The sequence below is a fragment of the Flavobacterium sp. 2 genome, assembly GCF_049949195.1.
Classification (GTDB): domain Bacteria; phylum Bacteroidota; class Bacteroidia; order Flavobacteriales; family Flavobacteriaceae; genus Flavobacterium.
The window spans coordinates 1,511,454-1,536,621 of the sequence record NZ_CP188206.1 but is presented as its reverse complement, the minus strand read 5'-3'; the positions used below and the strand labels follow the sequence as shown (position 1 = coordinate 1,536,621).

General features: G+C 32.0%; 22 protein-coding genes. 15 read left to right on the top strand and 7 right to left on the bottom strand.

Translation table 11 applies throughout. The annotated features are described in order from the left end of the window. Window positions 1–14 precede the first annotated feature (14 nt). Genes ACNFIH_RS06500 through ACNFIH_RS06485 form a run of 4 tightly spaced genes read right to left on the bottom strand, consistent with a single transcriptional unit; the run spans window position 15 to window position 4,035 of the window. Window positions 15–1,028, bottom strand: a complete 1,014-nt coding sequence (locus ACNFIH_RS06500; RefSeq protein ID WP_426485979.1) for an AAA family ATPase — start codon at window positions 1,026–1,028, stop codon at window positions 15–17. A gap of 41 nt (window positions 1,029–1,069) precedes the next feature. Then, window positions 1,070–2,275: a DUF4350 domain-containing protein gene (locus ACNFIH_RS06495; protein ID WP_426485978.1), complete on the bottom strand. Its 1,206-nt coding sequence runs from the start codon at window positions 2,273–2,275 to the stop codon at window positions 1,070–1,072. Further along, complete coding sequence (locus tag ACNFIH_RS06490; protein WP_426485977.1) at window positions 2,268–3,041, bottom strand: DUF4129 domain-containing protein; 774 nt, start codon at window positions 3,039–3,041, stop codon at window positions 2,268–2,270. The genes ACNFIH_RS06495 and ACNFIH_RS06490 overlap by 8 nt, the downstream gene beginning before the upstream one ends. Window positions 3,042–3,063: 22 nt before the next feature. Beyond that, complete coding sequence (locus ACNFIH_RS06485; RefSeq protein WP_426485976.1) at window positions 3,064–4,035, bottom strand: stage II sporulation protein M; 972 nt, start codon at window positions 4,033–4,035, stop codon at window positions 3,064–3,066. 20 nt (window positions 4,036–4,055) lie between these two features. Between ACNFIH_RS06485 and ACNFIH_RS06480 the strand changes: the two genes are divergently transcribed. The 7 genes from ACNFIH_RS06480 to ACNFIH_RS06450 all read left to right on the top strand — a co-directional run bounded on the left by ACNFIH_RS06480 (window position 4,056) and on the right by ACNFIH_RS06450 (window position 10,771). After that, complete coding sequence (locus tag ACNFIH_RS06480) at window positions 4,056–4,805, top strand: RDD family protein (RefSeq protein WP_426485975.1); 750 nt, start codon at window positions 4,056–4,058, stop codon at window positions 4,803–4,805. Between the two features lie 154 nt (window positions 4,806–4,959). Next, a complete protein-coding gene (locus tag ACNFIH_RS06475; RefSeq protein ID WP_426485974.1) occupies window positions 4,960–5,811 on the top strand; it encodes a hypothetical protein in 852 nt (283 codons plus the stop codon). A gap of 78 nt (window positions 5,812–5,889) precedes the next feature. Further along, the gene (locus ACNFIH_RS06470) at window positions 5,890–6,492 is read left to right on the top strand and encodes a trimeric intracellular cation channel family protein (RefSeq protein ID WP_426485973.1); all 603 of its coding nucleotides are present in this window, start codon (window positions 5,890–5,892) and stop codon (window positions 6,490–6,492) included. 7 nt (window positions 6,493–6,499) lie between these two features. Then, window positions 6,500–7,447, top strand: coding sequence for a FemAB family protein (locus tag ACNFIH_RS06465; protein ID WP_426485972.1), 948 nt, complete (start codon window positions 6,500–6,502; stop codon window positions 7,445–7,447). After that, the gene (locus ACNFIH_RS06460) at window positions 7,444–8,535 is read left to right on the top strand and encodes a DegT/DnrJ/EryC1/StrS family aminotransferase (protein ID WP_426485971.1); all 1,092 of its coding nucleotides are present in this window, start codon (window positions 7,444–7,446) and stop codon (window positions 8,533–8,535) included. The genes ACNFIH_RS06465 and ACNFIH_RS06460 overlap by 4 nt, the downstream gene beginning before the upstream one ends. 3 nt (window positions 8,536–8,538) lie before the next feature. Continuing rightward, the gene (locus tag ACNFIH_RS06455) at window positions 8,539–10,032 is read left to right on the top strand and encodes an oligosaccharide flippase family protein (RefSeq protein ID WP_426485970.1); all 1,494 of its coding nucleotides are present in this window, start codon (window positions 8,539–8,541) and stop codon (window positions 10,030–10,032) included. After that, window positions 10,025–10,771, top strand: a complete 747-nt coding sequence (locus ACNFIH_RS06450; RefSeq protein WP_426485969.1) for an acyltransferase — start codon at window positions 10,025–10,027, stop codon at window positions 10,769–10,771. Before ACNFIH_RS06455 ends, ACNFIH_RS06450 begins: the two co-directional genes overlap by 8 nt. 129 nt (window positions 10,772–10,900) lie before the next feature. Here ACNFIH_RS06450 and ACNFIH_RS06445 read toward each other — a convergent pair whose 3' ends face one another. Beyond that, window positions 10,901–11,809, bottom strand: coding sequence for a glycosyltransferase (locus ACNFIH_RS06445; protein WP_426485968.1), 909 nt, complete (start codon window positions 11,807–11,809; stop codon window positions 10,901–10,903). Window positions 11,810–11,982: 173 nt separating this feature from the next. On the opposite strand from ACNFIH_RS06445, the gene ACNFIH_RS06440 reads away from it, so the two are divergent. From ACNFIH_RS06440 to ACNFIH_RS06430, 3 genes are read left to right on the top strand one after another with little or no spacing between them, the layout of a single operon-like run. Beyond that, complete coding sequence (locus ACNFIH_RS06440) at window positions 11,983–13,080, top strand: glycosyltransferase (protein WP_426485967.1); 1,098 nt, start codon at window positions 11,983–11,985, stop codon at window positions 13,078–13,080. A gap of 4 nt (window positions 13,081–13,084) precedes the next feature. Next, a complete protein-coding gene (locus ACNFIH_RS06435; protein WP_426485966.1) occupies window positions 13,085–13,489 on the top strand; it encodes a sugar 3,4-ketoisomerase in 405 nt (134 codons plus the stop codon). Further along, complete coding sequence (locus tag ACNFIH_RS06430) at window positions 13,486–14,571, top strand: glycosyltransferase family 4 protein (protein WP_426485965.1); 1,086 nt, start codon at window positions 13,486–13,488, stop codon at window positions 14,569–14,571. Before ACNFIH_RS06435 ends, ACNFIH_RS06430 begins: the two co-directional genes overlap by 4 nt. A 120-nt stretch (window positions 14,572–14,691) precedes the next feature. Here the strand turns inward: ACNFIH_RS06430 and ACNFIH_RS06425 are convergent, their stop codons facing one another. Together ACNFIH_RS06425 and ACNFIH_RS06420 are read right to left on the bottom strand one after the other, a co-directional pair. Then, a complete protein-coding gene (locus tag ACNFIH_RS06425) occupies window positions 14,692–15,573 on the bottom strand; it encodes a glycosyltransferase family 2 protein (RefSeq protein ID WP_426485964.1) in 882 nt (293 codons plus the stop codon). Next, a complete protein-coding gene (locus tag ACNFIH_RS06420) occupies window positions 15,573–16,256 on the bottom strand; it encodes a cell division ATP-binding protein FtsE (RefSeq protein WP_035649442.1) in 684 nt (227 codons plus the stop codon). Before ACNFIH_RS06420 ends, ACNFIH_RS06425 begins: the two co-directional genes overlap by 1 nt. 308 nt (window positions 16,257–16,564) lie before the next feature. On the opposite strand from ACNFIH_RS06420, the gene ACNFIH_RS06415 reads away from it, so the two are divergent. The 5 genes from ACNFIH_RS06415 to asnB all read left to right on the top strand — a co-directional run bounded on the left by ACNFIH_RS06415 (window position 16,565) and on the right by asnB (window position 25,130). Next, the gene (locus ACNFIH_RS06415) at window positions 16,565–19,582 is read left to right on the top strand and encodes a tetratricopeptide repeat protein (RefSeq protein WP_426485963.1); all 3,018 of its coding nucleotides are present in this window, start codon (window positions 16,565–16,567) and stop codon (window positions 19,580–19,582) included. A gap of 105 nt (window positions 19,583–19,687) precedes the next feature. Then, window positions 19,688–20,551 (top strand): PhzF family phenazine biosynthesis protein, encoded by an 864-nt coding sequence (locus tag ACNFIH_RS06410; RefSeq protein WP_426485962.1) that lies wholly within the window; start codon window positions 19,688–19,690, stop codon window positions 20,549–20,551. A gap of 134 nt (window positions 20,552–20,685) precedes the next feature. Beyond that, entirely contained in the window at window positions 20,686–22,437 is a 1,752-nt protein-coding gene (locus tag ACNFIH_RS06405; RefSeq protein WP_426485961.1) for a TonB-dependent receptor, read from the top strand. A gap of 170 nt (window positions 22,438–22,607) precedes the next feature. Beyond that, window positions 22,608–23,057 (top strand): hypothetical protein, encoded by a 450-nt coding sequence (locus ACNFIH_RS06400; RefSeq protein ID WP_426485960.1) that lies wholly within the window; start codon window positions 22,608–22,610, stop codon window positions 23,055–23,057. A gap of 396 nt (window positions 23,058–23,453) precedes the next feature. Further along, on the top strand, window positions 23,454–25,130 hold the full coding sequence (asnB, locus tag ACNFIH_RS06395; RefSeq protein ID WP_426485959.1) for an asparagine synthase B: 1,677 nt from the start codon (window positions 23,454–23,456) through the stop codon (window positions 25,128–25,130). Window positions 25,131–25,168: the final 38 nt, after the last annotated feature.

The following is a 25,168-nucleotide window of genomic DNA, read 5'->3' as shown; positions in this document are numbered from 1 at the left end:
TTAACAATTAATAATTATCTAGGTATTTCTACAGTTTCAATAATTTGTTTGATAATTTCTGAGCTTGTAATTCCTTCCATTTCTCTTTCTGGCGCGACAATTACACGGTGTTGTAAAACCGGAATCGCAGCTTCTTTAATGTCTTCAGGAGTAACAAAATCACGTCCTCTGATGGCAGCAAAACCTTTTGCAGCATTCAAAATCGCAATCGAAGCACGTGGTGAAGCTCCTAAATACAAAAATGCATTTTCTCTTGTATTCACAACAATTCGGGCAATGTATTCCAATAGATTTTGTTCTACTCTAATTTGTTTTATTAAAGCCTGATATTCTTTTATTTCTGAAGCAGAAAGTACGGCTTTAATGGCTTCCAATTTTCCATGGTCCTGTAGCAAATGTTCACGTTGAATAATCAGAATTTCTTCATTTAATTTAGGATAATCAACCGTAATTTTGAATAAAAAACGGTCTAATTGTGCTTCTGGCAAACGGTATGTTCCTTCCTGCTCAATTGGGTTTTGAGTTGCAATTACTAAAAAAGGAGTGTCAAGTTGATAACCAGAACCGTCAATTGTAATCTGGCGTTCTTCCATAACTTCAAAAAGAGCAGCCTGTGTTTTTGCCGGCGCACGATTGATCTCGTCAATTAAAATCAAATTAGAGAAAATAGGTCCTTTTTTGAATTCAAATTCAGAACTTTTTAAATTAAAAATTGAGGTTCCTAAAATATCTGAAGGCATTAAATCTGGTGTGAACTGAATTCGGCTAAAGTCAATATTCACGGTTTTTGCCAGAAGTTTTGCTGTAATTGTTTTCGCAACTCCCGGAACACCTTCCAATAAAACATGTCCATTTGACAAAATAGCAACTAAAAGCTGATCAACCATTTTGTGCTGACCAACAATTACAGTTTCGATTTCTTTTTTGATGGCATTAACGTGTTCTAAAAGCGGCGTTAAATTTAGTCTGGTTTCGAAATTTACATTTTCATTTGTGATTTCGTTTTCTGTGATGCTATTTTCGTCCATGTTTTGGTATGTTTTCTTTTGGTGAATTTCGGTTAAAAATACTAATGTATAACTTTTTCAATTGCATTATTAATTCGGATTAAATCTTCTTCAAGACTTCCGTGATAACTCTTTCGATGTTCATTAATTAAAAAGACAAGCTCCTGGATATCAGTAATGTTTTTTCCTGTTTTAAGTTGCAGTTTTTTAATAAAATCATCATCCAGTTTTGTGGTATCAAGCAAATATTCGGTTCGCATTTTTTCAAGGAAAAAGATAATTTTCTTGTCAATAATATTCGTGTGATCGCCTTCCTGATAATATAAATTTCCAATTGTTTTGGTAAAATCGACTGTTAAATTGGCAAGCGGTTTTACAATTGGCACAATTCGCTGTTTTCGTTTGGCATTAAAAAATATGAAAATCAAAATCCCAAATATACTCATCAAATAAGCCCATTTTAATCCCGGCTGGCTAAAAATATAGCGCAGAGGAGAACCTGAAACCGACTCATTATTTTGTCCTTTTGTGTACCAAAAAATAGCTCCTTTAGGAATTTGTGACAATGCGTTTTCCGCATATTGATAATGATTTCCTTTCAGCAAATGATAATTCGTAAAAGTGGCCGGTTGTGTATGCAGATAAAAATAACCGCTATGATATTGCACTTTTATGAAATTAATATGCTTTTCATTTTTTGCTGAACTCTGATAACCTAAAACAGTAGTATTTGCCGTATCAATTTTAGAAAAATAATCCTCAACTGACTGTGTAAAAATGTACTTTTTGTCATTTACTTTTCGATTTGCCATCCAAATCAAAGTCTTATGAGGTCTTTTTAAATCGTTCTGAACATCAAGTTTTAAACTATCTAACAAAATTTGAGGAAAACTGCGCATGCTCAAAAATGCATTATTCCCTCGCGAAACAAAATAAAAAAGCTCTTTTACAGATTGCTCGTCAATATCGCCATTTGCAGCAATATTCAGGAATGTGCCTTTTATTCTGTAATCTTCAACTAAAGTATCTGGATTGTATTTAGAATCTAAATATTCGTAAGGTGTTACAGCCGTAATTCTTTCGATTTTTTGTCCTTTCAAAAGCCCTTTGATTTCTTTGTCAAAAACATATAATCCGTACGGAATCTTGTCATGTACAGAAAAAGTAGGGCGCCAGTCAATTGGTTTTGGCTGTTTCTTGCCTGCAAATAAAATCAAGCCGAAAATAAAAACCAGAACACCGATATAAATTTTAATAGATTTATCCATGGTTAAAGGTTTTTATAGCTTTTTTAAATCGGTTTTCAGCTTTTAAGAAAATAGGCTCGTTTATATCAAATTCACCGTACCAAATGTAATTGTACAAATAAGATAAATAGGTAAATTCTTCTCTATGAACAGGACTTTGAATTTCATATAAATAATCAGAATTGGTTTTTTCAATATCCCATTCTATATAATGATTTTGCGCCATGACTTTTAATAGCCATAAATAGTAATAACGAATCGCAATTCTTTTTTGATCTGACTGAATATTTTCTGCAATCAGTTTTTCGAAATCTATAAGATGAATATTTTTTTCGGCATCCGAATAATAAATAGTTCTTTTTTTAGAATTTTTGCCAAAAATCCATTGTCCTTCTTTATTGATTAATGCTTTTACTATCAGGAAAATAACAATGATTACAATTATTGCCGCCAAAGTTTTAAAAAGAATAGCAACAAAATCTATTGATGCTTTTTGATTGCTGAACGTGAATATTTTGCTAAAAATACGAGCAAGCCATTCTAAAAAATCATCCCAAAATGTTTTTGCTGGTGGTTTGACTTCATAAACAAAATCATCGCTTTTGTATCTCTTTTTGAAATCTTTTTCAAAAGTCTTAGAAGGAATTGTAGCCGTATCAATCTGAATATCTTTTTCGGTATATTTAATAGAAACTGCTTTTGGCGGTTCTTCGGTAACAAGAGAATCTTGTGCGTTTGAAAAACTGCAGCAAAAAAGAAAAAGTAAAATGAAGAAAATCTTATTCATTATGGTTTCCGATTAAGTCAATTTAGGCTGAGAATTGTTGTGTTTTTTTGTGGACAATAAAAGGATAAACCAAATAGTAAAATGAAATTATTCCTAATGTAAATAAAATGATAAAACTGCTGAGCCAATTTGGCATATCAATAGAATATCGTGTAATAAAACCTTCCAGAAAACCAGCGCCAATTGTAAAAGGAAATGTACTCAAATAGATTTTGAAACTATTTTTAAAACCAATTTTAAAAGAATTGATTCTTGAAAAAGTCTTTGGAAATAATATTGAAGCGCCTAAAATAAATCCGGCCGCGGTTTCTATGACAATTCCAAAAATTTCCATTGCGCCATGAATCCAGATTCCTCTGACGCTTTTCCAAAAAACGCCTTGTTCATAAAAGAAATATTGAAAAGATCCCAACATAATACAGTTGGACATGCAAATATAGAAAGTCCCAATTCCGGCAAAAAGTCCAAAAAAGTAGCATTTTGCGCCAACAAAAAGATTATTCATTGTAATAGAAACAAAACTTCCCCAATTACTTCCCGATCCATAAACGGCCATTGGATTCCCTTTTTTTATGTTTTCCAAAGTTTCGTTTACATAATTATCGCCAAGAATAAGACGAACAAAATTAGGATCGTATTTTGCCGAAATAACGCCTATAGAAACCGTCACAAAAAATAAAATAAAGGCATAGATTAAATAGCGTCTGTATTCATAAACCAGCAACGGAACTTCGGTTACAAAAAATTCGACAACCCTGTTTTTCTCCGTTCTTTTGGTTTTGTAAATCTTCTGATAAATTTGTGATGCAAGGTGGTTTAAGTAAATAACTGTTTTACTTTTAGGATAATACGTTTGTGCATACGACAAATCATTCATCATCTGAATGTATAAATTAGCTAATTCGTCAGGATTTTTTTTAGCTTTACCAAAAATAGCTAGCTCAAATTCCAGCCATTTTTCTTTATTTTGTTTTATGAAGGCAACTTCTCTCATTGAAGGCTAAAATATAAAATATGTCAGAATTATCTATTACTACAACACAAAATGTTAAAATAAATTTTATATCGGCTTCGGTTGGAGAACGGTTAGGGGCTTATTTTATTGATGCTGGAATCAAAATTGGCTATATGTTGATCGTGTATTTTATCTTTTTTTACTGGCTAAAAATAGGTATTTTAATGGATGGTATAGATAGCTGGTCAGAACGAGCGATTATGTTATTTTTTGCTGTTCCGCTGATGTTTTACTCGCTTGCCTTTGAAAGTGTTTTTGAAGGACAGTCAATCGGAAAAATATTGCTTAAAATAAAAGTGGTCAAAATTGATGGCTATCAGGCTGGTTTTGGCGATTATTTGATTCGATGGTTTTTTGGTATCATTGATTTTTTTATTCCGCCATTTTATGGGCTTGTAGCATTGATTACCGCAATATCGAGTAAAAAAACACAGCGTTTTGGAGATATGGCAGCGGGAACAGCCGTAATTACTTTAAAAAACAATATCAATATAAGTCACACGATTTTAGAAGATATCGGAACGGCTTATGTACCAACTTATCCTTTGGTTATTAAATTATCGGACAATGACATGCGAATTATCAAAGAAACTTTCAAAAAAGCGGTTATTAAAAATGATTTTGAAATTATAGGCAAATTAGTTGCAAAAATTGAAAGTGTGACCGGAATTAAAAATCAATCCGGAAATAACAGTGATTTTATCAGGGTTATTTTAAAAGACTATAATTTTTATACGCAGAATATGTAAAAAAAGATTCTAAGTTTCAGAGTTCCTAAGATTCTAAGTTTTAAATGGTTGATTAGCTACGTTTTGGATTTATTTTTTTAAATTTAACAAGTTTAATATTTAAAAAAGGAGTAACCGAAAAGCCAAAGAGTAGGAAAACCTAAGCGTAAATACCATGAAAATTAAGAAAGTCGCCGCGTTATTAATATTGTTTTTTGTTTCTGTTTTTTCCTTCGCTCAAGGCGGAAAAAAATTAGATAAAATAATAAAAAGAGATTACACGATTATTGAAGGTACCGTTTCTAAAATATCGGATAAAACTATCGAATATTCGCTGCCGGGAGAAACGCTTCTAATAGTTCTCGATGTTTCACAAATTGCCCGAATTGATTTTGCAAGCGGACGTTCACAGACATTTGATGTGAGTCAGGGAAGTAGTTCTGCATCATCGACAGGTTCTGGATATGTTGCCGCGACAGAAATTAAACAAAATACAATTGCTGTACTTCCAGTTCCGTTTTTAAATTCAGACACTCAGCAAAGTTCTGAGGAAATGGCAAAATTTGCTCAAAACGATATGTATAATAAATTGCTGGATAAATCTGGAAATATTGCTCCGTTGACGGTTCAGGATTTGAGAACAACCAACAGTTTATTAAGCAAAGCAGGAATTGATTATCACAATATTGATTCAACTCCGATTGAAGATCTTGAAAAAATATTAGGCGTTGATAATATTGTTGCAGCAAAGGTTTCATACACAATTAACTCAGGAACAACATCGACTACATACAATAGCGGTAACGCTACGATTAGCAATAATGACAAAAAGGTCAAAACAAATGATTATTCCACAACTACTGCAAATAATCAGGTTTATTATTACTACACAGTTTATTTTGACATGTATAAAAATACTTCAAAAATATATTCTCAAACGCGTAAACCCTTTTTGGCAATAAAAGACAGTTGGATGGAATCTGTTCAGTATTTATTGAAAAGAAGTCCGATTTACGTAAAAAAATAAATAAAAAAGGAGAGTTGTATATTAAGAAAAGAAATCTTTGCACCTTTGTAACTCTGAACCTTTGCACCTAAAAAAGAAATGTTTCATTTACTAGATATTATCGGGACAATGGCTTTTGCCATGTCTGGCGCATTAACGGCAATGCACAAAAAATTAGACCCGTTTGGGGTTTTTATAATTGCATTTGTAACGGCTGTTGGTGGCGGAACCCTTCGTGATGTTTTAATTGGACGAACTCCCGTTGGCTGGATGCGTGATATGCAGTACGTTTATGTGATAATTTTAGGTTATTTCCTTGCTATTCTTTTCAGAAAAAGTTTTGATAAACTTCGAACTTCATTGTTTCTTTTCGATACCATTGGACTCGGCGTTTTTACTTTAATTGGTCTCGAAAGAGGATTAACAACAGGACTTCATCCGGTAATTTGTATTGCTTTAGGAACTATGACAGCTTGTTTTGGAGGCGTTATCAGAGATATTTTATGCAACGAAATTCCGAACGTTTTTAGAGAAGAAATCTATGCGACAATCTGTATTTTAGGCGGAATCGTTTTTTTTGGTTTGAGAAAATTAAACTTGAACGATGATATTTTATATCTGGTAACTTCATTGGTAATAATTGTAATTCGATTAATGGCAGTGAAATACAAATGGAATTTAAAAGCATTTGATCATAAGTAATTTGGAAATGAAATTTACCGTAAAAAAATACGATCAAAAAGATTACCAGCTCTGGAACGATTTTGTCGCTTCGGCAAAAAATGCTACATTTTTGTTTCATCGTGATTTTATAGAGTACCACAGAGATCGTTTTGAAGATTTTTCACTTTTAATTTTTGATGAAGAAAAATTACTTGCCGTTTTGCCAGCCAATAAACAAGGAAATTCGGTTCATTCACATCAAGGACTTACGTATGGCGGATTGATTTTTTCTTCCAAATTAAAAGCAGAAAAAACAGAAATGATTTTAGATGAAATTCTGATTTTTTTGAAAGAAAATAAAATAGAAGTTTTTCATTATAAACCAATTCCCGATTTTTATTTTTCAAAAGGAAATCAGGAAATGGACTTTTTTCTATTTAAAAGAAATGCAATTCCAGAAAGAAAAGAAATGAATTTGGCGGTTAATTTGCAATTGCCTTTAAAGATTTCTAAAAGCAAAATGAAGCATTTCAGACGAATTGAAAATCTCGATTTGGATATTGTCGAAGAACAAGATTTTCAGCCTTTTTGGGAGTTAATTCTGGAACCAAGATTATTGGAGAAATTCAATGCAAAACCTGTTCATACCAAAGAAGAAATCAAACTTTTAAAACAAATTTTCCCCAAAAACATCAAACAATATTCGGTTTATCAAAACGACGAAATTATCGCAGGAATTACCCTTTTTGAAACCGAAAATGTGGTGAAATCACAATACGGTGCAACTTCGAAAAAAGGTGAAGAAGTGCGTGCTCTCGATTTTTTATTCATTAACCTGATTCATAAATACAAACGAAAAGGAAAGCATTTTTTTGATATGGGAATTGTAAATTCTGATAATGAAAGCGGTTATCATTCAGGTCTTTTGAAACAAAAAGAAGAATTGGGCTGTGCAATTTATAATCAGGATTTTTATAAAATCGATTTAAAATGATATTCTTTTTAGACCTGAAAAAAATTAATGAAGCGTATGAAACTGCATTTCAGGAAAAACTGAAAAAGGTTTTAGAAAACGGCTGGTACATTTTAGGAAAAGAAGTGGAAACTTTTGAAAAGGCTTTCGCCGAATATTGCCAATCAAAATATTGTATAGGAGTTGGGAATGGATTTGATGCTTTAGTCTTAATCTTTAAAGGGTATATTGAACTCGGAAAACTAAAAAAAGGCGATGAAGTAATTGTTCCGGCAAATACTTATATAGCAAGTATTTTAGCCATTTTGCAAGCCGATTTAGTTCCGGTTTTGGTCGAGCCAAAATTAGAAACCTATAGCATAAATCCTGATTTAATTGAGGAAAAAATAACTTCAAAAACAAAAGCGATTTTACCAGTTCACTTATATGGTCAATTGGCTGAAGTGGACAAAATAAATGAAATCGCAGAAAAATATAATTTAATTGTTGTTGAAGATTGTGCACAATCACACGGCGCAATTAACAATCAACAATTAACAATTAATAATTCAAGAGCTTACAGTTTTTATCCTGGAAAAAATCTGGGCTGTCTTGGCGATGGCGGTGCGATTACAACAAATGATCCGGAATTGGCAAAAGTGCTTTTTTCTCTTCGGAATTATGGTTCAGAGAAAAAATATTACAATGAACATATTGGCATAAATTCAAGATTAGATGAACTTCAAGCTGGTTTTTTAAATCTGAAATTATCAAATTTAGACACAGATAATCAAAAACGAAGAGCAATTGCAAAACGTTATTTAACAGAAATCAAAAATGAAAAAATAATCTTGCCGTTTTGGGATTTCTCGAACAATCATGTATTTCATTTGTTTGTTGTAAGAACTGAAAACAGAGACGATTTGCAAAATTATTTGACAAAACATAATATTCAGACTGTTATTCATTATCCAATTCCGCCACACAAACAAAAAGCGTTTTCTGCCTGGAATAATTTGTCATTTCCAATTACAGAAAAAATTCACAATGAAGTTTTAAGCTTGCCAATGAGTCCAGTTTTAACCGAAACTGAGGTGAATTTTATTATCGAAATTTTAAATAAATACTAATTCGTGTCTGATAAAAAATCATATCAGCAGATTTTAAAAACAACTTCACTTTTTGGAGGCGTTCAGTTTTTTTCGATTGTAATTTCAATTGTTCGTACCAAATTAATTGCCGTTTTTATCGGGCCAGCCGGAATGGGAATTATCGCTTTGCTGAATTCAACTTTAGGCGTTTTAAGCAGTGTTTCCGGTTTCGGAATTGAAACAAGTTCGGTAAAAAACATTTCTGAAAATTATAAAAATGATGATTTAAAAACCGTTTCCAAAACCATTCAAATCGTAAAAAAGATTGTGTTTTTTACAGGAATTTTTGGAATGCTGCTAACTTTGATTTTTTCGAAAGTGTTAAGCATCATAACTTTTGGAGATTCAAGTCAGACATTTGCTTTTGCAATACTTTCAATTACGGTTTTGTTTAAACAATTAAGTTCGGGACAATTAGCAGTTTTGCAGGGTTTGCGTTCTTTTCGTTTTTTGGCGAAAGCTAATTTATTTGGAAATTTCTTCGGGCTTCTTTTCTCAATTCCGCTTTATTATTTTTTGAAAATTGATGCCATCCTTCCAACAATTATAATTGCTTCATTTTCAGCTTTGATTTTTTCATTTTATTATTCGAATAAAATAAAAATTGAAAAAGAGAAAATAGATAAATCGTCTTTTTTACTCGAAAGCAAGCTGATTGTAAAATTGGGTTTTATGCTCACAATCAGCAGTGTTTTGACGCTTTTATCTACTTATTTTGTTCAAGTTTTTGTTGGGAAATTTGGAGGTTTAGAAGAAGTCGGATTTTACAACGCCGGATTTACTTTGCTTAATTCTTACGTCGGAATTATTTTCACGGTAATGAGCACCGATTATTTTCCAAAATTAGCTTCAATTAATACTGATAATGATAAAGTTAGGGAAAGTGTTGAACAACAAGCTGTTATTTCAATTTTGATAGTTACGCCTATTATTGCTTTGTTTTTAGCGTTAAGTCCGATAATTGTCAAAGTAATTTATACCGATAAATTCGATGCCATTTTGCCCATGATTACGATTGGGATTTTGGGAATGCTTTTTCGCGCGGTTTCCTGGTCCATTGGCTTTATTTTAATTGCCAAAGGTGATTCGAAAATGTTTGTAAAAACTGCAATTGGTTTTAATATTTTGTTTCTGATAATGAATATTGCGGGTTATTATTTTTATGGTTTAGAAGGTTTGGGTTTCAGTTTCTGCTTTTACTTTTTTTTCCATTTTATCGGACTGAAAATCATCACTAAAAAGCGATATAATTTTTATTTTGAAAATGATTTTTACAAAATATATCTGGTTTGTTTTCTAATTTGTATTTCGGCATTTTTAATCAAATATGTCGAAATTCTTGTTTTGAAATACAGCTTGACGGCTCTCTTTGTTTTGATTTCGTTTGCTTTTAGTTTGTACCAAATCAATAAAAAGATAAATTTAAAAGAAATATTCACGTCATTTGCTGAAAGAAAAAAAGATAAAAATGATTAAAAGCAGTTACAGAAAATGCCGTACTTTTTATCACAAACTCAAGTTTTACTGGTCGGTAAACTGGACAAAAACGTTATATTTTAATTTCAAAAAACTCCCTTTTGAAACGGCTAAAAAACTTCCGGTTTTCTTTTATAAAAGAGTAAAATTCACTTCAATTTCCGGAGAAATTCAAATTGACGGAAACATCAAAAGAGGCATGATTGGTTTTGGTCAGCCTTATGAATTGAACACCGTTCACCGCGGAATTGCAGAAATCAATATTCAGGGAAAATTAATTTTTAAAGGAAAATTTCAATTCGGGAAAGATTATTTTCTTTTCGTGGGAGAAAATGCCGTTTGCGAATTAGGAAATATGTCCTCAATGGCTTCAAACGCAAAATTGATTTGCCTTGAAAAAGTTGTTTTAGGAAATTATGTTCGTTTAGGCGCTGAAAGTCAAATTATCGATACAAATTTTCACGATATAATCGACACGAATACTGGTGAAAAACAGGAAAAAACAGGACCAATTTTTATAGGGAACTATAATTTTAGCGGAAGCAGGATTTCGATTATGAAAAATACCAAAACGCCTGATTTTTGTACCATTGCGACTAATTCTTTTTGTAATAAAGATTATACTTCGTGGGGAAATAATATTTTAATTGGCGGAATTCCCGTCAAATTAGTCAAAACAAATATTTCGCGTGATTGGGAAGGAGAAAAACAACAGCTAGATGATTTTTTGACGATTTAGTAAAAACACATAAAAAAATCCGTTTTAATCCGCGTTTTCGCTTTAGCGAATCCGTTTAATCCGTGTTCCTTTTTTTGCACGCAGATTTAACGGATTTACTTCGTAAAAACGCGGATTAAAACGGATTTTTTAATTTTTGAACATAAAAAATATACTGAAGCGTTGTTTAGTTTCTAATAAAATATATTTCAATAACAATTTAAAATCCGAGGTTTTATAAGCCAAAATCATTTCAAAATGTATTCTTTTCAAAATTGCTTTATGTTCTTCTTTTGTTCGGTTTAATCGAATTGCTTTTTTGATAATCAAATGAGTAGAATAATTTATTTTCCTAGATCTTTCGTCATTTTTAAGAAAAAAATGAGTTCCTAAAGAAGTTGTTGAAATTCTTTTTTTGATCAAAATTTCATCGATAAAATCAAATTCATATTTGCGGGAAGCGCGAATCCAAATGTCTAAATCTTCATACGCCAGATTTTCGTCGTAACCATTCAAATCATCAAAAACCGATTTTTTAACCATCGAAGAAACGGAGCAAATACTGTTTCCGCCTGAAATTACGCTTAAATAAATATCTCCGGTTTTTCGATTTTCGATTACTTTTTTATCTGAGTCAACTGTAAAATAATAAGAATCAAATGCTCCGTTTTCGGTAATTAATTCGACGTTTCCATAAACTACGCCCAAGTTTTTAAATTTACTTTCTGCAAAAGCTTTTAGTTGTAATGAAACGCAATTTGGAAGTAAAATATCATCGCAGGCCAAATCAATTATAAAATCGCCTTTGGCTAGTTTCAATGCTTTATTAAAAGATTTTGTGCTTCCGGAATTTATTTCATTTTGAATAAACTGAATTTTAGGATAATCGACAAGGAAGTTTTTAATGACATCTCTGGAATTGTCCGTACTAAAATCATCAACAATAATTATTTCAATGGCAGAATAATCTTGATTTAGAGCAGACAATAAACTCTCTACAACAAATTTTTCGTGGTTGTAGCACAAGCAAATAATGGTCACTAATGAATTCTCCTTCATGTTTTTTCTTTTACCATTAAGATATTAAGGAAATTAAGTTAAACATAAGTTTAATTCTCTTTTCTCCGTTAAGAAAATTAAGCCAAAAGCTTTATGCAACTTAATGCCTTAATGGTTCTAAATCTTATTTTATTTTAAAGAGTTATATTTGATACGAAAATAAGAAAACACGAATGATATTGTCTCACAAAAAAAAGAAAATTGCTTTAATTGGCTACCGTCTGAGCGGAGGCGGAAGTGATAAAGTAATGGCAAATTTGTCTCTTTTTTTTGAAAAACAAGGATTTGAAGTTGATATTATTATTGTTTTGGACGAAGTCAGTTTTCCTTATTCCGGGAAATTGGTTAATCTCGGATTACTGAAAAATGAAAGCAATGGGATTTTTAATAAAGTCAAACGCTTAAAGGCTTTGAGAACTTATTTGAACCAAAATAAATTTGTTTTTATTATTGATTTTCGTTTCAGGACCAAGATTATTCAGGAACTTATACTTGCCCGATTTGTTTATAATGCCAAAACTATTTTTACCGTTCATAGTTTTTTGATCGATCATTATATGCCCAATAATTCCTGGCTGACAAGATTAATGTATAATCATTGTTTTGCAAATGTGGCAATTACAAATGAAATGAAAACGCTGATTGAGAACAAACATAAATTACAAAACGTTGTAACGATTCATAATCCGGTAAATGTTGAAGAAATTAAAGAAAAGCAAAACGAAAAAATTGATTTGGAGTTTGACTTTATAATTGCTGTCGGACAATATGAAAACGAAATAAAACAGTTTGATAAATTGATTTCCAGTTATGCTAAATCTGATTTAAAAGAAAAGCAAATCCATTTGGTAATTCTTGGAAATGGCGACGATTCAAAACTTCAAAGAGCGATTTCAGATTATAAAATTCAGGATTTTGTTCATCTTTTAGGATATCAAAATAATCCGTTTAAATATCTGAGCAAGGCTAAATTTTTAGTTCTAAGTAGTAAAAATGAAGGTTTCCCGAATGTGATTTTAGAAGCTTTGGCCTGCGAAATTCCGGTTGTTTCTTTTGATTGTGATTTTGGGCCGCGAGATATGATTACGACTTTTGGAAATGGTATTTTGGTCGAAAACCAGAATTGGAAAAAATTGACAGAAGCTTTAAATCTTTTAATTTCAGATGAAGATTTGTATCAAAAATGCAAACAAAATGCACTGAAAAGCATCGAACCTTTTTTATTGGAAAAAATTGGAAATCAATGGTTAAATTTGTTGCAACGAGACTAAAAATATGACAACAATTCAAGATATAGATTTACTAAAAATTCCTGTAGTTGAAAACTTAAGTGGAAATTTAGCCTTTATTCAAAATGGCGTTTTGCCATTTGAATTCAAAAGAGTTTACTATCTTTTTGATGTGCCGAGCAGTGCTTTTCGTGGCGGTCATTCGCATATTGATCAGCATGAAGTTTTGATTGCTTTAAGCGGAAGTTTTGAAGTTATAGTAAATGACGGAAGTCAGAAAAAAAGCTATTTGCTGAACAAACCAAACGTTGGACTTCATTTGCCAAAAGGAATTTGGCGTGAGTTAGAAAACTTTTCATCAGGAGCAATTTGTTTGGTTTTGGCTTCCGATGTTTTTGAAGAATCCGATTATATTCGGGATTATGAAACATTTTTGAATTCCAAAAAATGAGACTTCTTTATATTGTTCCCAAAATAAAAAATGCCGGTGGCGTCGCGCGCGTTTTGTCGATTAAGGCGAATTATTTTGTGGAGCATTTTAATTATGAAGTTCATATTTTATCTCAAAATGAAGAAAATGATTTGCCTTTTTATAACTTCAATTCTGAGATTATTTTTCATAATATGATTTTAAACGGAAACGCTTTTCAGTTTTTAAAATCCTATCAAAAACAAGTAAATCAAACGATTCAGGAAATCAAACCAGACGTAATTTTAGTTGCTGACAATGGTTTGAAAGCATTTGTTTTTCCGTTTATTGTCAAAACAAAAAGTCCGATTGTTTTTGAAGTTCATGGTTCAAAATTTATTGAAGAAAAAGCTCAAAAAACAGATTTCATTTCAAAATCAATTCAGAAAATAAAATACAGATTTAAAGATTTTAGTGTTCGAAAATTCACAAAAATTGTAGCACTTTCAGAGGAAAGCCAAAACGAATGGAAAGCGAAAAATGTAATCGTAATTCCCAATCCATCGTGGATAAAAACACAAAATACTTCTTCATTAAAAAATAAAAAAGTTATTTGTGTTGCCCGGAATTCATATGAAAAAGGCTTAGATCGATTAATAGTAATTTGGGAAAAAGTAATCGGTATACATCCGGATTGGGTTTTGGAAATTTATACTGATGAAGTTGATTCTTTAAATACTATTGTTGTTGATTTAGGAATGACTTCAAACATAAATATTTTCAGTTTCGTGAAAAATATCGAAGAAAAATATCTTGAATCTTCCATTTATGCCATGACTTCCAGAACTGAAGGTTTTCCGATGGTTTTGTTGGAAGCAATGGCTTCAGGCTTGCCTTGTATTGCTTTTGATTGTCCAACGGGACCAAGGTCTATCATTAAAAATAATGAAAATGGTTTTTTAATTCCCGATAATAATTTCGAAAAATATGCTGAAAAAATTTCCTATTTAATTGAAAAGGAAGAATTAAGAATAATGTTTAGAAAGAACGCCAAACAAACTTCTGAGAATTATTCTGTAGAGAAAATAATGGAGAAGTGGAAGCAGTTTTTCGAAGAATTATAACATTAGCATCTAGTTTGTCATTTCGAGGAACGAGAAATCTCCGCAAGTAACTCTACAAAGATTGTTGAACTTTAGGGACGGAGCTTCTCGTGGAGATTTCTCGTTCCTCGAAATGACAAACTAGACTAATAACTGTCTGGAAACCTTGCAGGAATGCAGAAAGCAAAAATATCCCAATTTATAAAGGTCAAAAAGGAATAAAGATGGTTTTTCAGAAAGTAAATTCTGTTCAATTTTTCCCTGATTTATTTTGAAAATAGAATTAGCAAAACGAATCAATTTTATTTTTTTAAGAAGTTCAAAAGCTTTAATTATTTTACTTTCTTCTGCAGAAATTTTTTCCGAATTATAAAGAAAAACCAAATTTTCTAAAGCTGTTTTTGTTTTGACTAAAAATAATTCTGAAGTTTCAAGATTTAAATGAAAAGTTGGATTTTCAATTTGATTTATCTTGAAATTTTTTTTCTTCAAAACAGCGAAAAAAAGCAAATCTTCATAGCCATATTTTGTTATTGATTCATCAAATGGGAACTGAAGAAAAACATCCTTTTTGATTAATAAGTTTGAGCTTAAAACAGCTGAAGTTTCTCTTTCCCTACCATAAATCCAACGCAAAAGCTGTTCTTTTTCAGGTTTTTTATCTTCATAAATAATTCCGCCAAAATAAATATTTTCAGAATCTGTAATTCTTGAAATATAGTTTTGAATAAAATTATTTTCGGCCGGAAACGTATCGCAGTCTAAAATTAAAAGCCAATTATTTTTTGCTTTTTGGGCTAGCGAATTGATGTTTTTCCCTCTTCCTAAATTGATTTCATTTGTAAAAAAGGAACAATTCGGAAAAGAATTAATTTCTTGGTTTTGAAAGTTTTCTGTTGAATTGGATGTGTCGTCCTGACAAAGAATTTCAAAAGTAATTCCGCACGAATTGCATTGTTTTACGAGTTCGTTAACGAGTGGTAAAACATTGTAATTAAAAATCGGAATTAAAATGGAAAGCATTACACGCTTCTTTGCACCACTTCGAAGATTCTTTCATCTTCGCATTTCAATGTTTTTGATGGGAATTTCATCAATAAAGCATAATCGTGCGTTGCCATGATAACCGTTTTACCATTAGCATTGATGTTTTTTAATACTTCTAAAACCTCAGAACTTGTTTGCGGATCAAGGTTTCCTGTTGGTTCATCGGCAAGGATAAATTCTGGATCGTTAAGCAAAGCCCTTGCAATCGCAACACGCTGTTGTTCACCTCCAGAAAGCTGGTGAGGCATTTTGTTTAAGAAGTCTTTCATTCCAACTTTATTCAAAACTTCATCGATTTTGTGCTCCATTGCTTCTTTTTCTGTCCATCCAGTTGCTTTCAAAACAAAAATCATATTGTCTTTTACAGAACGGTCTGGAAGCAATTTGAAATCCTGAAACACAATCCCAATTTTACGTCTCAAATACGGAATATCATTTTCTTTTAAAGTTGCCAAATCAAATTCTACAATGTGACCTTCACCTTCAGTTAAAGGCAAATCTGCATATAAAGTTTTTAAGAAACTACTTTTTCCAGAACCTGTTTTTCCAATGATGTAAATAAATTCACCATGCTGAACATCTAAATTAATATGAGATATAATTTTTCTTCCTTCTTGATATATAGTGACTTCTTTAAGAGATAGTACGGTTTGTGACATAATAAAATTGATTTGATTGGTAAAAGTAATAAGATAACGATTGGATTCAAAATAAATTTCAATCATTTCTTAAGAAAAATTCTAGAAAATGAAATGAAAATTTGAACCATATAAGAATTGTAAGTTCATTTTAGTTAATCTGCGAAAACATCCTAGTTTATAATTACTTATATTACTTATAGGGTTAAAAATGGTTTTTTATTGTGTTCTAAAATATCATCTGTTGAAGATTTTTTTATAATAAAAGCCAGAAACGTTTCGTTATAAACGGTATAAAATGATAAATTTGAATACTAAATAAAACTAAAATGCGTAGACTTTCCTGGTTCTTTTTACTCCAAATTATTCTTATTTCGACCACAGTTTCGGCACAAAAATCAGCTATATATACTTACGAATTAAAGGATTTTGATAAAGCGGTGGCTTTATACAATGACAAACAATATGCATCGGCACAACATATTTTTGAATATGTAAAAAATAATACGGCACCAACTGAAGAAGTAAAATCAGATTGTGCATATTATATCGCAAACTGCGCGATTAGAACCAATCAGCCAAATGCTGATGCGTTGATGGAAAAATTTGTAGATGATTATCCAACGAGTACCAAACAAAATCAGGCTTATATTGAAGTAGCGCAATATTTTTTCGAACAAGGAAATTATCCAAAAGCGTTGCAATGGTTTGACAAAGTGGATGAAAGCTATATGAGCAAATCAGATTCTGATAAATTTAATTTTCAGAAAGGTTACAGTTATTTCAATGCCAAAAAGAAAAAAGAAGCTACTACATATTTTAATAAAGTCGTAAACTCTCCTGAATTTGGATCTCAGGCCAAATATTATTTAGGATTTATGGCTTATGAAGGCGACGATTATAAAGAAGCAACCAAATATTTTGATGAAGTTTCTGGTGAGGAGAAGTACAAAGAAAAGCTTTCGTACTATCAGGCTGATATGAATTTCAAATTAGGAAATTTCCAAAAAGCAATCGATTTGGGCCAAAAAGCAATGGCTAAATCAAATGAAATGGAAAAATCAGAATTGAATAAAATCATTGGAGAAAGTTATTTCAATTTAAAACAATACGACAAAGCGATTCCATATTTAGAGCTTTACGCAGGAAAAAAAGGAAAATGGAATAATACCGATTTTTATCAATTAGGTTACGCATATTACGAAAAGAAAGACTACGAAAAAGCGATTTCTCAATTCAACAAAATTATTGAAGGAAAAGATTTCGTTGCGCAAAATGCGTATTATCATTTAGGTTTGAGTTATTTGAATACAGGTAAAAAACAAGAAGCTTTGAATGCTTTCAAAAATGCTTCGGAAATGGAATTTAATGCTCAAATTCAGGAAGATGCAGCGCTGAATTATGCGAAATTGAGTTATGATATCGGAAATGCTTATCAAACTGTTCCTGGAATTTTGCTTGATTTCTTGAAAAAATATCCAAACAATTCTAGCAAATCTGAAGTTGAAAAATTATTAGTTGACTCTTATATTTCTACAAAAAATTATAAAGAAGCTTTAACTTTATTAGAGAAAAACAGAACTTCAGAAAATAAGGCAGCTTATCAAAAAGTGTTGTTTTACAGAGGATTGGAATTGTACAACGAATCTAATTATGCTGAAGCTGGAAAAATGTTTAAAAGCGCCATCAGCGAGCAAAAAACACCTGAATTTACAGCGCGTGCCACTTTCTGGAAAGCTGAAACAGAATATCTTGCAGATGATTTTCAGAATGCTTTGTTGACTTACAAACAGTTTGCCGGGCAAGCTGCTGCAAAATCGACAGAAGAATACAAAAACATCAATTATAATATTGGTTACACTTATTTCAAGCTGAAAGATTACGATCAGGCTGCAACTTCATTTCAGGCGCAGATTGATAATTCTCCTTCTGATAAATCACGTTTAAACGATTCGTATTTGCGTTTGGGAGATTCCCGTTTTGTGAATTCTAAATATTCACAAGCAATGGAAGCGTACGGAAAAGCAATTGACGCAAAAGGAGTTGATGCTGATTATGCACAATTTCAAAAAGCATTATCGTATGGTTTTATGTCGAAAAATGATCAAAAAATCAACGAGCTGAACAACTTCCTAAAAATGTATAAAAAATCAGAATATCGCGATGATGTTTTGTTTGAATTAGGAAATACTTATGTAGCCGACAAGAAAAATGATTTGGCAATTAAAACCTATGATCAGTTGATTTCGGAATATAAAGATGGTTCATTTACGTCAAAATCAATTTTGAAACAAGGTTTGATTTATTACAATTCTGATCGCGACGAATTGGCTTTGGCTAAATTCAAAAAAGTGACTGCAGAATTCCCTAAAACGCCTGAAGCTTTAGAGGCCGTTGCTACAGCAAGATTGATTTATGTTGATTCAGGAAAAGTGGATGAATATGCAACTTGGGTTAAAACATTAGATTTTGTTTCGGTTACAGATGCCGAATTGGATAATGATACTTACGACGCTGCTTTCAAACAATATACTCAAAATAGCAGTAAAGCAGCAGTTACAGGTTTTGCAGGTTATGTAAACAAATTTCCTTCAGGTTTACATGCTTTAGAAGCTAATTTCTACCTGGCGCAATTGTATTATGCTGATGGTTTAGAAATGAAATCAGTTGCAAATTATCAATATGTAATCGATCAGCCAAGAAATGAATTTACAGAACAAGCTTTGAATAGATTGGCTCAGATTTACCTAAAAGCAAAAGATTGTGATAAAGCGATTCCGGTTTTGGTACGTTTGGAAAATGGTGCTGATTATCCTCAGAATAAAAACTTCGCCCAAGCTAATTTGATGAAATGTTATTATGACAAAAAAGATTATGATAATTCAGTTACTTCAGCAGAGAAAGTTTTAGAAAATCCAAAAGCCGATGCTGGCGTAAAAGCCGATGCGCAAATTATTGTTGCCCGCGCTGCAATGCAAACAGGAAATGAAGACAAGGCAAAAACGGCTTATGCAAAACTTTTAACAACATCAAAAGGAGAATTAGCAGCTGAAGCATTGTATTATGATGCTTATTTTAAAACCAAAGAAGGGAAATTTGACGCATCAAATATTGCTGTTCAAAAACTGGCAAAAAGTTATTCGGCTTACAAATATTATGGTGCGAAAGGCTTGGTTTTAATGGCGAAAAATTTCTACGGATTAAAAGACAGTTATCAGGCAACTTATATTTTGGATAACGTAATCAATAATTTTACAGATTATCCGGATGTTGTTGAAGAAGCTAAAAGAGAATTGAGCGCGATTAAATTAGAAGAATCAAAAACGAATTCTTCAATTACTAAATAAGAATAGAAGAACATAGAAAAAAGAACATAGAATATAGATTGGGAAGCAAAGATTGAAAGTCTATTCTCTTTATTCTATTTTCTATTTTCTCAAAAAAAGAAAGAAATGAGTTTACCTTTTTATATAGTTGATGTTTTTGCTGATAAAAAATATGCCGGAAATCAATTGGCGGTTTTTTTAGATGCAGGAAATTTAAGTTCGACAGAAATGCAACAAATGGCGCGCGAAATCAATTTTGCCGAAAGTACATTTGTAACCAAATTGGATAGAGAAAATAATAAAGCTGAGATTAGAATATTTACTCCGGCTCATGAAATGCAGTTTGCGGGTCATCCAATAATTGGAACTTCATGGGTTTTGATGAATAAGATTTTTGATAATTCGCCTGACGAAATTAAATTAGAAGTTCCAATTGGGCCAATTGCGATTCATAAATCAGATGAGTTGATTTGGTTGAAAGCAGCCCAGCCGAAATTCTGGGATATTTTTTCAAAAGAAGATTTAACGTCATTCAGCAATCTGCAAATAAGCGATTTTGAAAATCAATTTCCAATTCAGGAAGTGACAACCGGAAGTGCTTTTGTAATGGTCGGATTAAGCAGTAAAAGAGCGCTTGAAAATTTGGTTTTAGATAAAGATAAAACCGATAAATGGCTTAAGAATAATTGCAAAACCGATCACAGAGGCTTGTATTTTTATTATTTAGAAGGCTCAAAATTATTCAGCAGAATGTTATGTGTTGAGCATAATCAATTGGTTGAAGATGCCGCTACAGGAAGTGCAAGTACTTGCCTTCAGGCTTTTCTGTTGAAATACCACAAACCTGAATTTGAACTAATCAATTATCAGGGAGATTATATAGGTCGTCCATCGCAAATATATTTCAAAGGAAAATTAACTGATGATCAGTTTGATATAAAAATTGGAGGAAAAGCGCAATTTGTTGCTAAAGGCGAGTGGGAAGTTTAGAAAATAGAAAATAGAAAAAAGAGTAAAGAGCCAAGATATTAGAAATAAGAATAAAAAAGATAGAGAAAAATAGAAATAGGGAAAAAAGTCTTTCTTCTTTATTCTAGATTCTTTTCTCTAAAAAAGAAAGAAATATGAAAATTAACTGCCGAAATAAAATTGTCGTTTTACTAGTGTTGCTTGTTTGCCAGCTTTCGTTTTCGCAGAAGAAAAATGAAAATATCGGATCTGAAACGGTTAATGTGGTAAAACCTTATTCACCAACTATATCAGATGCGTTTAAAGTGAAAGAAACACCTTCGCTTGACGATACAGGAAATCAGCCAAAAGAAACTATAAAATATAGTATTCTTTCGGTTCCGGTTGCTTCAACTTTTACGCCTTCAAAAGGAAATGCGCAAGCTGTGGACAAATCTAAAAAAGAAAGATTGTTTAATAATTATGTAACTGCTGGAGTTGGTAATTACGGAACTTTAAATGCTGAATTGTTTGTTACCCAAGATTTGGGAAATAATGATTACGTGGCTGGAATGCTTCGTCATCATTCATCACAAGGAGGTATTAAAGATGTGAATCTGAATGATGAATTTTATGATACAGCCTTAAATGTTGGTTATGGAGTTATCAATCGTGATATGTCTTGGGGTGTTGATTTAGGGTATCAAAATCAGTTATACAATTGGTACGGACTTCCAACGGATTTCGGAATGACTTTGCCGCCACAAACACAGGAAGATTTGATTAGAGGAATTAACCCAAATCATTCCTATAATACAATTTCGCTTGGCGGAAATGCTGAATTTACAGAAGGAATTTTCAGTAAAATTGCAACTCGATTTACGCATTTTTCAGATAGTTTTTCATCTTCAGAAAATCGTTTTTATCTAAAACCAACTTTCAAAGTTGATATAATGGATCAGGCCATAACTACAAATGTTATTGTTGACCATGTTAGCGGTTCTTTCGAACATAATTATGCGAGAGATAATACGGAACCTCTAAAATACAGTTTGACCAATTTTGGAATTGAGCCAAGTTTTGTAATTCATGAAAACGAATGGACTTTAGAATTAGGAGCTGGATTGTTTTATGGTTTAGATTCGGAAAACAGTGGAAACAAATTTTTTATCTATCCAAAAGTAAACGCTTCTTATAAATTGGTAGGTGATTTAATGATTTTCTATACCGGAGTAAACGGAAGCTTAAATCAAAACTCATATGCTGATTTTGTGACCGAAAATCCATTTTTGTCGCCAACTTTAAATATGAGACCAACAAGCAATCAATATACAGTTTTTGCTGGATTAAAAGGGAAATTGGCCAACAATGTTAGTTATAATTTGACAGGCTCGTATTTGAATGAAAAAGACAAAGCGTTGTTTAAAAGCCAGGATTATACAGAAGATTTTTCAAACCAAAATTATGCTTTCGGAAACTCTTTTAATGTAGTTTATGATGATGTGAGAACTTTCCGTTTCTACGGAGAATTAAAAGCTGATTTTTCTAAAAACGTTTCTTTTGGAATCAACGGTACTTTCAACAGTTATAAAACAGACGGTTTAGAAGCTTGGAATTTGCCATCAATGAAAATTAGTTCGAATCTTGATGTTACTATTACTAAACAATGGTACGCAGGTTTGAATGTGTTTTTTGTTGGAGACCGAAAAGATATGCAAACGAATCTAGATTTTGGAGTTGAGCCATCTGTAATAACTTTAAAAAGCTATTTTGATGCTAATGCTCATTTAGGATATAAATACAATGAACGTTTGACTTTCTTCTTAAAACTAAATAATATTGGAAATCAGGCTTATGAAAAATGGCTGAATTATCCTGTTCAGGGATTTCAGGTTTTAGTTGGAGGAAATTACAAATTTGATTTTTAGGAAGATTTTGCCGTAAAGGCACTTAGGCGCAAATCTACTTTAAAATTGCGTCTTTTTTAGCCATGATTTCATGAGTTTTTTGGAGTAAATTCGTGATTTCATGGCTAATTTTTTTATATAAAGAAAAACCTTAGCATCTTTGCAACTTAGAATCTTAGTAGCTTAAAAAAATGACTTTTAAAGAAAAAATATATTCCCATTATATGCAAATGGTTCAGGACCGAATTGATGTTTTTAAAGACATGATTTCTGGCTTGACCGAAGATTCAAAAAATGATGCCAAAGGTTCTGCCGGCGATAAGCACGAAACAGCTTTGTCGATGATGCACATCGAACAGGAAAAATTGACTAATAAACTAAAAGAAGCTATTGCTCAAAAAGCGATTTTAGATAAAATTGATGCTGTAAAAACTACAGAAAATATTATTTCGGGCAGTTTGGTAAAAGCAAACGGAATCTATTTATACGTAAGTGTGGCACTTCCAAAAATTGCAATTGACGGAATTAATGTTATTGCACTTTCTCCACAATCTCCCTTAGGCAATCATTTAATGGGAAATAAAGTTGGATTTCAGTTTGAGATTAATAAGACGCATTATACTATTGAGAGTGTTGAGTAAACATTAATAGTTTTCTCAAAGTTTTTCGCAATCTTGTCATTTCTTGTTCTTCGAAATGACAAATTGTAAGTTGATATCTAATGACAAGATTGAACATAAAATAATTTCTGAACAGCTTTCTCTATTCTGTTTGTGAATTATTCATCGATATTTAAATATCTTAAAATTTAATGCAAGGATTTTTTAAAAACCTTCGATTTTACTCGTATTTTCTCTTCAAAATTAAAATTTTCAAGTTCAAGCCAATTTTTAGTGTTAAAATTTTACATTTTACATGTAAAATTTAATTTATGATTTAAAATTGTAACTGAAACGACTATTTGTGTTTTTCAATTGTAACCATTACCGCATCTTTGCCTTATCAAATTAAAATTTACAAAATAAAAATATAGAATTATGTGCGGAATTGTATGTGCCTTTGATCTAAAACAAAAAGCCGAAACTTTAAGACCTCAAGTATTAGAAATGTCTAAAATCATTCGTCACCGTGGACCAGACTGGAGCGGAATTTACAGTAATGATAAAGCAATTCTTTCGCATGAGCGTTTGGCGATTGTAGATCCAGCTTCAGGAAAACAACCTTTATTTACAGAAGATAAAAAATTGGTTTTGGCTGCAAATGGTGAAATTTACAATCACAGAGATCTTCGTAAGCAATTTGAAGGAAAATACAACTTTCAAACAGAAAGCGATTGCGAAGTTATCTTGGCACTTTACAAAGAAAAAGGACCTCATTTTGTTGATGAAATGAACGGAATCTTCGGATTTGCAATTTATGATGTTGATAAAGATGAGTATTTTGTTGCTCGTGACCACATGGGAATTATTCCATTATATATTGGTTGGGATCAGCATGGAACTTTTTATGTGGCTTCAGAATTGAAAGCTTTAGAAGGATATTGTACAAAAATTGAATTGTTTCCTCCAGGACATTATTTATCAAGCAAAGACGGTGAATTTGTACAATGGTACAAAAGAGACTGGACAGAATATGATGCTGTAAAAGACAACGAAACAAGTATTCCAGAAATCAAAAAAGCATTGGAAGCGGCAGTTCACAGACAATTAATGAGTGACGTTCCTTATGGAGTTTTACTTTCTGGAGGTTTAGATTCGTCTATTACTTCGGCTGTTGCCAAAAAATATGCAAAAAACAGAATCGAGTCTGATGATACAACAGAAGCTTGGTATCCGCAATTGCACTCGTTTTCAGTTGGATTGGAAGGTTCTCCAGATTTAGCAGCTGCAAGAAAAGTAGCAGATCATATTGGAACTATTCACCACGAAATTAAATTCACGATTCAAGAAGGTTTAGATGCTGTTCGTGATGTTATTTACAACCTTGAAACATACGATGTAACTACAGTTAGAGCTTCAACTCCAATGTGGTTAATGGCGAGAGTTATCAAGTCGATGGGAATCAAAATGGTACTTTCAGGAGAAGGAGCAGATGAGTTATTCGGAGGATATTTATATTTCCATAAAGCACCAAATGCTAGAGAATTCCACGAAGAAAACGTTCGTAAATTGAGTAAACTTCACATGTACGACTGTTTACGTGCAAACAAAAGTTTGGCTGCATGGGGAATCGAAGGCCGTGTACCTTTCTTAGACAAAGAATTTATGGATGTTGCAATGCGCATCAACCCACAAGATAAAATGATTAACAAAGAACACCCAATGGAAAAATGGGTTGTTCGTAAAGCTTTTGAAGAAATGCTTCCGGAAAGTGTAGCTTGGAGACAAAAAGAACAGTTCTCAGATGGAGTAGGATACAGCTGGATTGATACATTAAAAGAAGTTGTTGCAAGAGAAGTTTCGGATGAGCAATTAGCAAATGCGAAATACAAATTCCCATTGCAGACACCAACTTCAAAAGAAGAATATTACTATCGTTCAATTTTTACAGAACATTTCCCAAGCGATGCTGCTGCGTTATGTGTGCCTCAGGAAGCAAGCGTTGCGTGTAGTACAAAAATCGCTTTAGAGTGGGATGAAGCTTTCAAAAACATGAACGATCCTTCTGGAAGAGCTGTAGCAAGTGTTCATGACGACGCTTATGTTAAAGCATAAACAAGTATAATTTTAGAATTAGTATATATATTGCAGAA